The sequence below is a fragment of the Kitasatospora sp. NPDC048715 genome (assembly GCF_043198905.1).
Taxonomy (GTDB): Bacteria; Actinomycetota; Actinomycetes; order Streptomycetales; family Streptomycetaceae; genus Kitasatospora; species Kitasatospora lactacystinica.
This window is the reverse complement of sequence record NZ_JBICVH010000026.1, coordinates 112,246-125,692: the sequence shown is the minus strand read 5'-3', so window position 1 is coordinate 125,692 and position 13,447 is coordinate 112,246. Positions and strand designations below refer to the sequence as shown.

Genomic DNA, 13,447 nt, shown 5'->3' with positions numbered 1-13,447 from the left:
CGGCGGGGAGCGGGGGAGCTGCCGGCTCCTCGGAACCGCGTGAACCCCGGGATTCGCGTGAACCCCCAGAGCGGCGTGAACCCCGAGACTCGCGTGAACCCCGAGAATTGTCATAACTTTCCCCGGTCGTGCCCCGTCAGCTCCAGGGGCTGAGCGCGGCCCAGCGGCCGTCCGGGCCGCGCTCGACCTTCTCCAGGCCGACCACGGCGGTACGGTTCAGCCGCCCGTAGATGTGCGGGAACAGCACACCGGGGGTGGCCCCTGGTGGCGGGGCGCCGTTCGGGGCCTCCCACTTCACCATCGGCTCCACCAGCGATTCCTCGATCAGCAGCACCATCAGCGGTTCGGGGGTGTCGGCGAAGAAGGCGTTGGCCACCGCGAGCGCCGTCTGCTCGTCCGCCGAGCAGTGGATGAACCCGTCGGTGAGCAGCGACGCGGTGGCGTACGGGCGGCCGGGGTCGGCCAGCCAGTCGTCCAGGGGAGCAAGGTGGAGGATCATGCTTCCTTTTCTACCCGTTGTCTCCGGTTTGGTCCTGAGCGGTCGTCATCGGCACGGCGGTGTCCGCCGTGCCGACCGCAGCGGTCAGAGTCCGGCCACCTTGGCGGACGCGGACACCTCGTACACCAGGGTGAGGGTGCGCCGGGCGCCCGGGGCGAGCGGGACGTCCCAGCGGACGATGCCCTCGGTGTCGAAGGAATCCGGCGCGGGGGCGCACTCCTCCTTGCGCAGCCGTACCTCGACCGCCGACACCTCGCTGACCGGGACCCGCTCGCGCACCGTGACGATCCGCTCGTCGCGCTCCTCCGGGCCGGAGAAGCGGGACAGGTGCAGCCGGACCGTCCGGGTGGTGGTCTGGCGGCCGGTGAGGCCGGCGGTGGCCTGGCGCTCCTCGGCCTCCCGGACCACTCGGTAGCCGTCCGAGCTGCCGAAGGACAGGTCGGCCTCGGCTCCGGCGGCGGTGAAGCGGAGCTCGCCGCGGCCGGTGAAGCCGCTGCCGCGGACCAGCTCGACCGGGCCGGACAGCAGCGGGTGCCCGGCCGTGTTGCGGAACCGGACCACCTGGGTGACCAGCGGGGACAGTTCCGGGGCGCAGGCGTACTCGCTGCTCGCCGGCCCGGTGAAGGCGCCCAGCGGCACCCGGTGGGCGCGGCCGTCGGAGGGCACGGTCGCGGGGGCGGGGGCGGGCAGCACCCGGACCTCGCCGCCGTCGTCCACGCCCGGAACCCGGGAGTCCGCGCCCAGGGTGGCGACCGCCTCCTCGCGCAGCTCGACCTCGACCGTGCGGCGCTCCTCGTCGGTGCGCTCGCGCAGCACCAGGACGTCCTCGGCGACCGCGGGCGGGGCGGTGGCGAGGGCGGAGCGGGCGGTGGAGAAGGTGAGCCGGGCGTTCGTCCAGTCCTCGCCGGTGCGCTGCCAGACCACCGCCTCCGACTCCAGGCGCAGGTCGGTGCCGTCCAGGGTCGCCCGGTAGGAGGGCCGCCACAGCGCACAGGGCACCAGGTGGGAGACGGTCAGCGCGGCGGGGCCGGGCCGTGCCGCCTCGACGGTGAGCTCCAGGTGGGCGGTCAGCTCGGCCGGGTCCTCCTCCGCCCGGTCCAGCGCGATCAGGGCCTGTGAGCGCTCCTGCTCCAGGCGGCGCAGCCGGGAGTGGGTGGCGCGCAGGTCCTCGCCGTAGCGCTCGCGTTCGGTGTCCACCCGGCCGAGCTCCCGGGCCCAGCGGTTGGGTTCGAGCTCGCCGAGGCCGGCGCCTTCGCCGATCTCGCGCAGCAGGTCGGCGGAGAGCTGGGCGAGCAGTGCCAGGCGGGCCTCCAACCGGGCCCGGGTCTGGTCGGCCAGGCGCGTCTCCGCGTCCAGCCGGTGCAGCCGGTGGCGCAGTTCGGAGTCCTCCGGGCCGGGCGGCAGCGGGGCGCGCGGGGTCCAGTCGCGCACCAGCCGGGCGTCCAGCACCCGGACGCCGTTGGTGGCGGATTCGGCGCGCAGGGTGCGGTCGACGGCGAGGGCGGTGAGCGGGCCGAGGCGCAGCCGCTGCACGCCCGCGGCGAGCCCGACCGTCGTGGTGCGCTCGACCTGGCTGCGGTCCTCCAGGCAGGTCACGGCGGTGACGGGGAGGGGAAGGTTCTCGACGGTCATCGCTCAGTTCCTCCGGTTTCCGCCGACGATGGCCTTTCCGGCCGGGATCTTGATCAGGTAGCCGCCGTCCAGCTCGGTGCGCCCGCCCGGCGGCAGGTCGACGCGCCAGAGCCGGGTGCTGGGCGGGCAGTCCGGTGCGGAGACGGTCGGGGCGTGCCAGTCGGCCCGCTCCTCGATCCGGATCTCGGCGTCGGAGGCGACTGGCACCCGCTCGCGGACCTCCACCGTGACGGCGCGTGCGAGCCGGTTCGCCAGCCGGACGTGCACCCGGTGGTCGAGGACGGTGCTGTTGCCCTTCAGCATGCCGGTGGTGGACTCGTGCAGCTCGGTGCGGCGCGCCACCTCGATGCTCTCGGCGACGCCGATGCCCAGCCGCCGGGTGCCGCCGGGCGCCAGGGTGGGCAGGGCGGCGGTGAGCAGGAACTCGTCGTCCACGGTGACCTCGGCCGGGCCGGCCAGGACGGCCTGGTCGGTGCGGTTGGCGAGCACCAGGGTCGCGTACACCTTCTCCTCGACGGCGGGGACGGTGACGTACTCGGGTCGGACGGCGAGGGGGATCTCGCCGACGGTGACGGTGTGCCAGGTGCCGTCGGACGGGATGTCGGCGGGGGCGGCGGCGTCGAAGCGGTGGTCGAAGGAGCCGGCCGACTCGCGGGGCGGGACGGCGTGCCGGGGCAGGGCGAGGGTGCGCAGCTGCGCGGTACCGCTGCCGCCGGGCGGGGGCCAGGCCTGCTCCTCGCGCTCGATCCGTTCGGGGCGGGCGTGCAGGGTGCCGCGCCGGGCGGGGGGCTCCTCCGGGCCGGCCAGGACGAGGTCGGGGTAGTCGAGCAGAGTCGCGTCCGGGGCGAGGCCGGGCGGAGGCGGCGGTGGGGCGGCGTGGCCGACGCGGCGGCGGGCCTCCCCGGGCGGGAGGCCGCCCGGAGCCTGCGGCAGCGGTGCGTAGGCGGCGACCGGGGCCGGGGACAGGAGCGGCGGCGGGGCGCCGTAGCCCGCGAAGCCACCAGGGCCGCCCGGGGGCGGGGGCATCGGCTCGTCGGCGCTCAGCAGGCCACCGCCGTACGGGCCGGCCGCGGGGGCGATCTGCTCGTCGGCCCCGAAGGCCTCGGCCCGGGGACCGCCCGGACGTGCGCCGCCGAGACGGGCCGAGCGGGCGGCAGGGGCGGCGGAGACGGGCGTCGGGGTGGAGGCGACGATCGGGCGGGATGCGGTGCCGTGGAGGCGGTGGTGCGGGGCGGGGCGGTCGGCGTCGGCCGCGTCGTAGCCGGTGAAGAGGTCGGTCAGACCGGCCGGGGGCTCGCGCCAGCCGGAGGGCGGCGGGGCGGGCTGGCTGCGCCCGATCCGCAGCGAGGCGAGCCGGGGCAGGTCGGTGCGGCGGTCGAGGTCGGCGGTGGACAGGGCGAGGCGCACGCCCGTCCAGTCCTCGCCGGTGCGCTGGGCGACGGCGGCGCGCAGGACCAGGTGGGCGGTGTCGGAGCCGGTCCGGTAGGACAACCGGTAGGCGGGCACCCAGCGGGCGGCGGGGACGCCGTACTCCAGTTCCAGTTCCACGTCGAGGTGGTCACCGTCGGGGGCGGTGTCCTCGGTGGTGCCGGGGGTGGTGAGGGCGGCGGTGCCCGCGGTGGCGCCGGGGGTGGTGCCGGGGGTGGTGTCGGGAGCGGTGAGAGTGAGCAGGACGGTGGTGCTGGTGCCGATCGGCTCGGCTCGGTCGGCGGTGGACGCCCGTTCCAGCCGGTCGGCGGCCAAGTCGAGCTCGTGATCGGCGAGTTCCAGCTCCCGGGTGAGCTGCTCGGCGCGTTCCTGGAGCCGGGCCAGCCGCTCGTCGACGAAGTCGGCGAGCTCCAGCCACGCGTCGGCGGGCGTGCGGCGCAGCGGCTCGTCGCGTCGGCGCTGCGGCGGGACGGCGCGCAGTGCGGCGGTCTCGGCGATCGAGGACAGGACCAGCCGGTGGCGCTCGGCGAGCGTGCTGCGGCGCTCTGTGGCCTCGTCCAGCGCCCGCTTCAGGTCCGGGAGTTCATCCGGCTCTCGGAGTTCGGCGAGCAGTTCCAGCCGGGCCTCGGTGACGGCGGTGCCGGCCGGTCCGGAGAGCACCCGGGCGCGCAGCGAGCGGCCGTCCAGGGCGGCGGGCAGACCGGTCAGCCGCAGCCGTCCCCCGGGCGGGACCGCGACGGTGGCCCGTCGGCGGCACACCGCGCCTTCGGCGTACACCACGACGGAGTCCAGGACCGACGGGTGGGCCGGTACGGCCGGCGGTTTCGACTGCCCGCTCCGGCCGTTGTGCTGATCGTCCATGCGCAACCCCTTCGTTCGCGTGTTCCCCGAGGTGTTCCCCCGCCGCGTGGCGTCGGCGGTGCGGTGCTCGTCGTGCGGTGCTCGTCGTGCGGTGCTTGTTGTGCGGCGTTCGTTGTGCCGTGCGGGCCTCCGGCTCGCCCGCATGCCTGCCCTGTTCGCCTCTGCTTGCTGTTCTGACTGTCCTGAACCGTTCTGCTGCCGGTCCGTTTCTTCTGCGTTGCCCAGGTTCCGTGCAGCCCGCGCCTTCCTCCGGGCGGCCAGTCTGCCCCGCTTCGGGGCGGGCGTCGCAGGATTTCCGGGTCCGACGTGCGCACTGTGTGGGACGGGGGCGGGTCCGTGGCGGTTGCCGGTGCCGGAAGCTGCCGGGGCTGCCGTTCGGGTTGCCGGGCAGTGGGTGGGGACTTCGGCGGGGTGGATGAGGGAGGATGGGGCGCGGGTGCTCCCGAACGGTCCCGGCACCTGTCGAGATTCGTGATGAGGAGAGCGACCCGCCATGCGCACTGCCGTCGTCGTCGGCACCGGACTGATCGGCACCTCCGCCGCGCTCGCGCTGACCGCTCGCGGGCTGACCGTCCATCTGGAGGACGCCGACCCGGACGCGGCCCGTACCGCCGAGTCGCTCGGCGCGGGCATCACCGACCCGGTCGACGGCCCGGTGGACCTGGCGATCATCGCCGTCCCGCCCGCGCTCGTCGGCAAGGTGCTCGCCGACTGCCAGCGCCGCAACCTGGCGCACTGGTACACCGACGTCGCCAGCGTGAAGGCCGGCCCGAGCGGCGAGATCGCCGAGCTCGGCTGCGACACCGTCCACTACATCGGTAGTCACCCGATGGCCGGCCGTGAGAGGTCCGGCCCGCTGGCCGCCCGCGCCGACATCTTCGAGGGCCGCCCCTGGGTGCTCACCCCGACCGCGGACACCGACACCGAGACGCTCAACGCCGCGCTGGAGCTGGTCGCGCTCTGCGGCGCGGTGCCGATCGTGATGGACGCCGCCGAGCACGACCGGGCGGTCGCCCTGGTCTCGCACGCCCCGCAGCTGGTCTCCTCGCTGGTCGCGGCCCGGCTGGAGAACGCCGACGAGACCGCCATAAGGCTGTCCGGTCAGGGCGTGCGCGACGTCACCAGGATCGCCGCCTCCAACCCCGGCATGTGGGTCGACATCCTCTCCGCCAACGCGGGCGCGGTCGCCGACGTCCTGGACGGGGTCGCCCGCGACCTCGCCGAGACGGTCACCGCGCTGCGCGCCATGGAAGCCGTCGAGGAGGACGAGCGCCAGGCCGGAGCGGCCGGGATCGAGGCCGTCATGCGGCGCGGCAACACCGGTCAGGCCCGGATCCCCGGCAAGCACGGGGCGCCGCCCACCCGGTACGAGACCGTGGCGGTCGTGCTGGGCGACCAGCCGGGCGAGCTGGGCCGGCTGTTCGGGGAGGTCGGCGACGCCGGGGTCAACATCGAGGACGTCGTCATCGAGCACTCGACCGGGCAGCAGGTCGGCTTCGTCCAGCTGTCGGTCGCGCCGACGGCGGTGAAGCGGCTGACCAAGGCGCTGCGGGCGAGCGGCTGGAGCGTCCGGGACTGACGTTCCCCGGCGAGCGGCCCGGCCTGTGCCCGGTGTACCGGGTGTACCGGGTGTACCTGGGGTACCTGGGGTACCAGTACACGGGGTACTGGCATACCGGCGTACCGGCATGTTGGGAGTTCGACCGGTCCGAGTCGACCGGTCGGTATCGATTAGTCTTTACCGACCAATTCGTGTCGACTGGCCGAGGTCGACCGGTTCACGCCACCCGGGCCGTCTCGACCGCCCGGTCCGTCTTGACCGGTCGGTCCGTCTCGACCGGGCGGGCCGGACAGCGGCGGAGAGTGTCACGGCGGCGGTCCATTAACCTTGAGGGAGACAATCCCCGGCCGTCCGCCTGCCCAGGCTCCGGCTCCCATGCTTCGAGAGAGGTTCGCCCCGTGGACACTGCCGACCGAGCGCACGCCCCGGTCGTCGTCGCCATCGACGGACCCTCCGGCTCCGGCAAGTCGACCGTCTCGCGGGCGGTCGCCGCCCGGCTGGGCCTGAGCTTCCTGGACACCGGCGCCATGTACCGGGCGATGACCTGGTGGATGCTGGCCAACGAGGTCGACGTCGACGACCCGGAGGCGGTGGCCGTCGCGTGCGGCAAGCCGGTGATCGTCTCGGGCACCGACGCCGACGGCCCCACCATCACGGTGGACGGCCAGGACGTGTCGGGCCCGATCCGCGGCCCCGAGGTGACCGCCAAGGTCAGCGCCGTGTCCGCGGTCCCCGCCGTACGGTCCCGGCTGGTGGAGCTGCAGCGCGGCTGCGCCGAGGTCGCCGAGCGCGGCATCGTCGCCGAGGGCCGGGACATGGGCACCGTGGTGTTCCCGGACGCCACCGTCAAGGTCTTCCTGACCGCCTCCGAGCAGGCCCGGGCCGCGCGCCGGGCGGCCGAGCTGCGCGCCAAGGGCGTGGAGGAGGCGACCATCACCGCGATGGCCGCCGACCTCGCCCGCCGCGACGCCGCCGACTCCTCCCGGAAGACGGCCCCGCTGGCCCAGGCCGCGGACGCGGTCCTGGTCGACACCAGCGACCTCACCCTGGAGCAGGTGATCGACCGGATCGCCGGGCTGGTGGAGGAGCGGGCCGGACTGTCCGCGGTCTGACCGGCGGCCGCCGGTCCGATCAGGACCGGTCCGAGCACACCCGGGCCGACCGACCAACGACCGAAGTGAACCGCGGGCCGTCGAGGTGCCGCGGAGACAACCATCGCGCTGCCCCGAGCGGGGCAGGTACGCACGGCACGCCCCTGGGAAGGGCCGGGCCGGGAAACGGAACAGACGAACATGACCGCAGAGCACGCCGCCACCGGCCACGGTGAGCTGGACGCCGCCGACTACGCCGAGTTCATGGCACTCGCCGCCGAAGAGGGCTTCGACCTCGACGGCTTCGACGCCGTGGACGGTGCCGAGCACGTCCGACTGCCGGTGCTGGCCGTCGTCGGCCGCCCGAATGTCGGCAAGTCGACCCTGGTGAACCGCATCATCGGCCGCCGCGAGGCCGTCGTCGAGGACAAGCCGGGCGTCACCCGCGACCGGGTCACCTACGAGGCCAGCTGGAACGGCCGCCGCTTCAAGGTGGTCGACACCGGCGGCTGGGAGATCGACGTCCTCGGCATCGACGCCATGGTGGCCGCCCAGGCCGAGCTGGGCATCGAGCAGGCCGACGCGGTGCTGTTCGTGGTGGACGCCACCGTCGGCGCCACCGACACCGACGAGGCCCTGATCAAGCTCATCCGCCGGGCGGGCAAGCCGACCGTCCTGTGCGCCAACAAGGTCGACGGCCCCTCCACCGAGGCCGAGGCCGCCTACCTCTGGTCGCTCGGCCTGGGCGAGCCGTTCCCGGTCTCGGCCCTGCACGGCCGCGGCTCCGGCGACCTGCTGGACGCCGTCATGGACGCGCTGCCCGAGGCCCCGCCGCAGACCTTCGGCGACGCCGCCCCCGGCGGCCCGCGCCGCATCGCGCTGATCGGCCGGCCCAACGTCGGCAAGTCCAGCCTGCTGAACAAGGTCGCCGGCGAGGAGCGCGTCGTCGTCAACGAGCTGGCCGGCACCACCCGTGACCCGGTCGACGAGATGATCGAGCTCGGCGGCAAGACCTGGAAGTTCGTGGACACCGCCGGCATCCGCCGCCGGGTCCACCTGACCGCCGGCGCCGACTTCTACGCCTCGCTGCGCACCTCCTCCGCACTGGAGAAGGCCGAGGTCGCGGTCGTCCTGATCGACGCCAGCGAGACCCTCGCCGAGCAGGACACCCGGATCATCTCGATGGCCGTCGAGGCCGGGCGCGCCGTCGTCATCGCCTACAACAAGTGGGACCAGCTGGACGAGGAGCGCCGCTACTACCTGGAGCGCGAGATCGAGCGCGACCTCGTCCAGGTGCAGTGGGCCCCGCGCGTCAACGTCTCGGCCAAGACCGGTCGGCACATGGAGAAGCTCGTCCCGGCGGTCGAGAGCGCGCTGGAGGGCTGGGAGACCCGCATCCCGACCGCGCGCCTGAACGCCTTCCTCGGCGAGCTGGTCGCCGCCCACCCGCACCCGATCCGCGGCGGCAAGCAGCCGCGCATCCTGTTCGGCACCCAGGCCGGCGTCCGTCCGCCGCGCTTCGTGCTGTTCTCCTCGGGCTTCCTGGAGGCCGGTTACCGGCGCTTCATCGAGCGCCGCCTGCGTGAGGAGTTCGGGTTCGTGGGGACGCCGATCTCGATCTCGGTGCGGGTCCGGGAGAAGCGCAAGAAGAAGTAGTAGCAGGTAGAAGGAGTGGTCGGTCCGCCGACCGACGGCCGGAGGGCCTCGCCGCAGTGGTGGCGGGGCCCTCCGGCGTTTTCGGGGGACGGGGGGAGCGGGGGCGCGTCTGGCCTGGTCAGGCCCGGCCTGGCCCGTCCCGGTCTGAGTCGATCCGGTTCGGCCTGGGGCCCCGCTCGGGTCCGCCCGGGGCCCGGCGGTCGTCAGCGGTGGTCGACCGTGGGACCAGGGGGCAGCGAGAGCATCTGGCGGTGGCGGCCGCCGGTGGACCGGGTGGGGGCGAGGCCGGAGACCGTGCCCATCACCGGGGAGGGTGCGGGCGGTGCCGGGGGCTGGGGCGCGGGGACCGGCATCGGCGTGGGGTGCGGGGACGAGCCCAGGTAGCCGGTCGCGACCCAGCCCTGGCCGTTGGTGAACTGGGCGGCGGGGAGGGCGGGTTGCTCCTGGGCCGGGGCTGCGGTGGCGTGGCCCGGGCTGTCGCCGACGGGTGTGGGGGTGGTGGCGGTGGGCTCGGGGTGGCCGCCGGGGTGGCCGCCGGGGTGGCCGTGGTGACGGCCGGTGGTGAGGCTCGCGGTGTGGGCGCCGGTGTGGCCGCCGACGTGGCTTCCGGTGGTGTGCGCGCCGTTGTGATCACCGGTGTGACTTCCGTGGTGACTGCCGGTGTGGGTGTTGGCGTGGGCGCCGGTGTGGGTGCCGCTGTGAGCGCCGCTGTGGCTGTGCTGCTGGGCACCGGCAGGGCCGTGCTGGTGGCCGCCGGTCGGCCCGGACCCGTGGTGCTGGGAGCTCGGCATGAACTGGGGGAGGCCCGGTGCCTGGCCCGCGAGGGTGTGGAAGGCCTGCTGTTGGGGCGGGTACGGGCGCTGCTCGCCGAGCACCGGGTAGCCGTCGCGGACCGCGAAGCCGGTGAACTTCAGGTCCTCCTCCCCCGAGCGGTCGCCGGGCAGGGCACGGAAGAGGCGCCGGTACTCGGAGTACAGCTCGTCGTAGATCGGCGTGGCGGAGTGCGGGTGCTCGGCGTCGTACGACGGGCGCATGCCCGGGATCGAGCGCGAGGCGGTGGCGGACCGGCCGGGGGCTGCGGAGACGTCGTAGCTGTACACGTAGGAGCCAACGAGTGAGAGGGGCGGGGGGATGCGGGGCGCCGGGGTGTGGGTGCGCCCACACGCCGGAGCGTGGAGGGGGAGGGCGCGCCGGGCGGAGTACGGGGGCGCCGGGGTACGGGCCGGGCGGTGCGCCGGGGTGTTGGGCATATCGGGGCGCTGGGCGCGCGCCCGCCCGCCGGAAGACGGCCACGGGGGAGGAGGCCGCATTCCGGCGGGTACGGGGCGGGACCGGGCGGGACTGGGCGCCGGGACGGATCAGGTCCCGGCGAGCGGGAGGGAGGCGGCGACCACCTGGCCCAGCGCCACCGCCCGCTCCAGCGCCTGGCGCAGCAGGTCCTCGCGGGGCTGGCGCCCGACCATGCCGGCCGGGACGGCGTACATCGTCACCTCGGACAGCTGGTTCGCGGCCATCCGCCAGGCGTCGGTGACCTGGAGCGGCTGGTGCGCCTGCCACCAGCCGGTGCTGCCGCCGGCCGCGGCGGGCTGGAGGACCGCGTGCAGCTTGCCCATCGCGACCAGGACGGACCAGCCGGGCAGCTGGTCCGGGGTCTCGTCCAGGTCGGTGACGGGCTGGAAGCCGGCGTCGTGGAGCAGGTCGAGGAACTCGTCCTCGCCCGAGGTGCTGCCGGGGCGGCCGACCGGCCCGGTCGGCTCGACCACCAGCGAGGCGTGCCCGACCTTGCCGTGCAGCACCAGCCCGCAGGTGATGCCGAGGATGGCGGCCTGGCCGGCCGCGGCCGGCGGGGTCGGGGTGGGTCCGCCGGGCGCGGCCGGGGCCGGTGCCGGGGCGGGGACTGGTGCGGGGGCGCCCGGCGCGGCGGCGGGGACGGCCAGGTCCGGGCCGCCGGGCTGGGACTGGCTGATGCTGCGGACGGCGCCGGCCAGCTGCTCCTCGGAGACCGGGACCACCTGGGAGGGGATGCAGCGGGCGTGCGCGAAGGCGAGGACGGCGGTCTCCTCGCCGACGAACAGCACGGTGCTGGTGGGCTCCACGTGCGTGTCGCCGGGAGTCCGGCAGGAGGTGCACTCGTAGCTGTCGGGGGCGCGGTCACCGCCTAGCAGCCGGTCGGCCTCGTCGTCGCCGATCTCGGACCGGACCTCGTCGCTGACGTCGAGCATGCGCGGCACAGGGTCTCCTCGGATGGGTGCGGATGGGGGTTCGGTGCGGACACAGGGAGGTCGCCATGCCCAACGGGCCCTTGTGTCAGGCGTCACGGGTGCCCGTCGAGGCTGACGGGAATTGCGTCTGATCCGACCGCGTGGCGTGTTCCCGTGGTCGCAATCTGTCGATGTCGGTGCCGGGACTGCCGGAATCAAACAGTGAGGTGGGTCACGCCGCACTGATGTTTGATCTAGGAATCAACGGCCAAAGCGGACATTTCGGTCATGATTGCATGGTCATTACCAGCGGTAACCCCCGGCTGAGCTGGGCAAATCGTTGAAGTTTTGGCTTCCTCGTCGACCGGCTCGTAGCTTCTTGGTCGGCGCAACGAGCGCCACCCGGGTTCACCCCCGACGCACAGCCCCCCGGTCCGCCGGGTGCGGCAGGTGCCCGCCGACGCGATCGCTCGAACAGGTCGTCGGCGAGCGGCTGGGTGGCCGGGGCGGCAGCGGCACGTCCGACACGTGCACGGCCGTCCGACGGACGCGGCAAGCGAACGAGGCCCCTTCCAGGGCCTGGTTCCGCATGTCCGCCCGGGGCTGTCGAGAGGAACCCCATGACCTTCCGTAACGAGACCGCCGCTGCCACCACCTCCACCGTCACCAAGCGCAACCGCGTTCGGATGGCGGTCGTGGCGGGCGCCGCTGTCGCGGCCCTGCCGGTGGCCGGCCTCGTCACGGCCACCTCGGCCTCCGCCGCCTCCGTCTCCACCTGGGACGCCGTCGCCCAGTGCGAGAGCGGCGGCAACTGGGCCATCAACACCGGCAACGGTTTCTACGGCGGTCTGCAGTTCACCTCCAGCACCTGGGCCGCCTTCGGTGGCACCGCCTACGCCCCGCAGGCCAACCAGGCCACCAAGGCGCAGCAGATCGCCGTCGCCGAGAAGGTCCTCGCCTCGCAGGGCCCGGGCGCCTGGCCCGTCTGCTCCGTCAAGGCCGGTCTGACCAAGGGCGGCGCCCCGGCCGCCGTCGACACCTCGGCGGGCTCCACCTCCGGCTCGACCGCCGCCAAGCCGGCGCAGACCCCGAAGGCCGCCGCCAAGCCGGCCGAGGCCCCGAAGGCCGCCCCCAAGGCCCAGGCCGCGCCGAAGACCGACGCCGTCGCGCCGAAGGCTGCCGCCCCGAAGGCCGATGCGTCGAAGGCCGACGCCCAGAAGTCCGCGCCGAAGGCCGACCAGGGCGCCAAGTCCTGGAACCGTTCGAACGACGCCAAGCCGGCCGCCAAGGGCGACTACACCGTCAAGGCCGGTGACACCCTGAGCTCCATCGCCGCCGCGCAGGGCCTGGACTGGCACGACCTGTACCAGAACAACGCCAAGGTCATCGGTGGCAACCCGAACCTGATCTTCCCGGGCCAGACCCTCAGCATCTGAGGTCTCACCGAGCGCTGAGGTCCCGTGCGCAGCCGGCATCGGCTGCCGGGTTCACGGCGCCGGTGCCCGACCGGGTGGCGATGCGCCGACCTGTCGAGGTGCTGACGAACCGATGTGCCGACGTGCGGACGTGCCCACGTGCCGACGTACGGACATCAGGACGTAGGGACGTGCTGACGTACCGATGTACGGATGTACCGACGTTCCGATGTGTTCATGTGCACGGCTTCCACGGCCGCTTCTCCGTCGCGCGGGTTCTTCCCGCCGACCGGGGGAGCGGCCGTCGGCGTTCGTGGGCCGGTGCGGTGCGGGAGGATGGTGGGGTGATCCAGGGTGAGCTGTTCGGCGACCCGGGTGGGTGCCCGGGCGGGCGCGAGCGCTCCGAACCGGCCCCCGGCGCCGTCCTGCTGCCCGGCTGGCTGGACCCCGGCGCTCAGCAACGCCTGGTCGCCGCCTGCCGGGAGTGGGCCCGCCCGCCGGCCGGCCTGCACGCCGTGCGGATGCCCACCGGCGGGATGATGTCCGTCCGGATGGTGAGCCTCGGCCTGCACTGGTACCCGTACGGGTACCGGCGGGTCGCCGAGGACGGTGCGCCCGTCAAGCCGTTCCCGCCGCTGCTCGGGGAGTTGGCCCGCAGGGCCGTCGCCGAGGCGTACGGGGCCGCACTGGGGGAGATCGCGGGCGCGGCGTCGTACGAGCCGGACATCGCGATCGTCAACCACTACGCGCAGGGCGCGAAGATGGGGCTCCACCAGGACCGCGACGAGCGGGCGGACGCGCCGGTGGTCTCGTTCTCGCTGGGCGACGGCTGCGTCTTCCGGCTCGGGAACGCCGAGACCAGGACCCGTCCGTGGACCGACCTGGAACTGCGCAGCGGGGACCTGCTGGTGTTCGGCGGTCCGGCCCGGTTCGCGTACCACGGGGTGGTGCGGACGCTGCCGGGGACGGCCGATCCGGCGCTGGGGCTGGTCGGGCGGCTCAACATCACGGTCCGGGAGTCGGGCCTGGGGGAGTAGCCCCGGGAGACGGGGCCGTCGCTCGTCTACTCGTTCGAGTGAACCGGGGGTTCCGGACTGCTGCGC

The 13,447-nt window shown here is 74.4% G+C and carries 10 protein-coding genes; 5 read left to right on the top strand and 5 right to left on the bottom strand.

Annotation, left to right across the window (positions count from 1 at the left end; all coding sequences use genetic code 11):
• Positions 1-136 precede the first annotated feature (136 nt).
• From ACGFSC_RS38490 to ACGFSC_RS38480, 3 genes are all read right to left on the bottom strand, one after another.
• Positions 137-499, bottom strand: coding sequence for a DUF952 domain-containing protein (locus ACGFSC_RS38490; RefSeq protein ID WP_359899209.1), 363 nt, complete (start codon positions 497-499; stop codon positions 137-139).
• 84 nt (positions 500-583) lie between these two features.
• A complete protein-coding gene (locus ACGFSC_RS38485; protein ID WP_359899211.1) occupies positions 584-2,131 on the bottom strand; it encodes a mucoidy inhibitor MuiA family protein in 1,548 nt (515 codons plus the stop codon).
• Between the two features lie 3 nt (positions 2,132-2,134).
• Positions 2,135-4,420 carry a DUF4139 domain-containing protein gene (locus ACGFSC_RS38480; protein WP_359899212.1) on the bottom strand — a complete coding sequence of 762 codons (2,286 nt, stop codon included), beginning with the start codon at positions 4,418-4,420 and terminating at the stop codon, positions 2,135-2,137.
• 493 nt (positions 4,421-4,913) lie between these two features.
• On the opposite strand from ACGFSC_RS38480, the gene ACGFSC_RS38475 reads away from it, so the two are divergent.
• The 3 genes from ACGFSC_RS38475 (at position 4,914) to der (ending at position 8,728) form a co-directional block, all read left to right on the top strand.
• Positions 4,914-5,999 carry a prephenate dehydrogenase gene (locus ACGFSC_RS38475; protein ID WP_359899214.1) on the top strand — a complete coding sequence of 362 codons (1,086 nt, stop codon included), beginning with the start codon at positions 4,914-4,916 and terminating at the stop codon, positions 5,997-5,999.
• 380 nt (positions 6,000-6,379) lie between these two features.
• Positions 6,380-7,093, top strand: a complete 714-nt coding sequence (gene cmk, locus ACGFSC_RS38470; protein WP_359899216.1) for a (d)CMP kinase — start codon at positions 6,380-6,382, stop codon at positions 7,091-7,093.
• A 180-nt stretch (positions 7,094-7,273) separates the two neighbouring features.
• Positions 7,274-8,728, top strand: coding sequence for a ribosome biogenesis GTPase Der (gene der / locus ACGFSC_RS38465; RefSeq protein ID WP_359899217.1), 1,455 nt, complete (start codon positions 7,274-7,276; stop codon positions 8,726-8,728).
• 203 nt (positions 8,729-8,931) lie between these two features.
• Here der and ACGFSC_RS38460 read toward each other — a convergent pair whose 3' ends face one another.
• Complete coding sequence (locus tag ACGFSC_RS38460) at positions 8,932-9,828, bottom strand: hypothetical protein (RefSeq protein WP_359899219.1); 897 nt, start codon at positions 9,826-9,828, stop codon at positions 8,932-8,934.
• Between the two features lie 258 nt (positions 9,829-10,086).
• Entirely contained in the window at positions 10,087-10,959 is an 873-nt protein-coding gene (locus ACGFSC_RS38455) for a hypothetical protein (RefSeq protein ID WP_359899221.1), read from the bottom strand.
• 590 nt (positions 10,960-11,549) lie between these two features.
• On the opposite strand from ACGFSC_RS38455, the gene ACGFSC_RS38450 reads away from it, so the two are divergent.
• Together ACGFSC_RS38450 and ACGFSC_RS38445 are read left to right on the top strand one after the other, a co-directional pair.
• Positions 11,550-12,365 carry a transglycosylase family protein gene (locus ACGFSC_RS38450; RefSeq protein WP_359899223.1) on the top strand — a complete coding sequence of 272 codons (816 nt, stop codon included), beginning with the start codon at positions 11,550-11,552 and terminating at the stop codon, positions 12,363-12,365.
• Positions 12,366-12,691: 326 nt separating this feature from the next.
• Positions 12,692-13,381 (top strand): alpha-ketoglutarate-dependent dioxygenase AlkB family protein, encoded by a 690-nt coding sequence (locus tag ACGFSC_RS38445; protein ID WP_392864906.1) that lies wholly within the window; start codon positions 12,692-12,694, stop codon positions 13,379-13,381.
• The last annotated feature ends 66 nt before the right edge of the window (positions 13,382-13,447 follow it).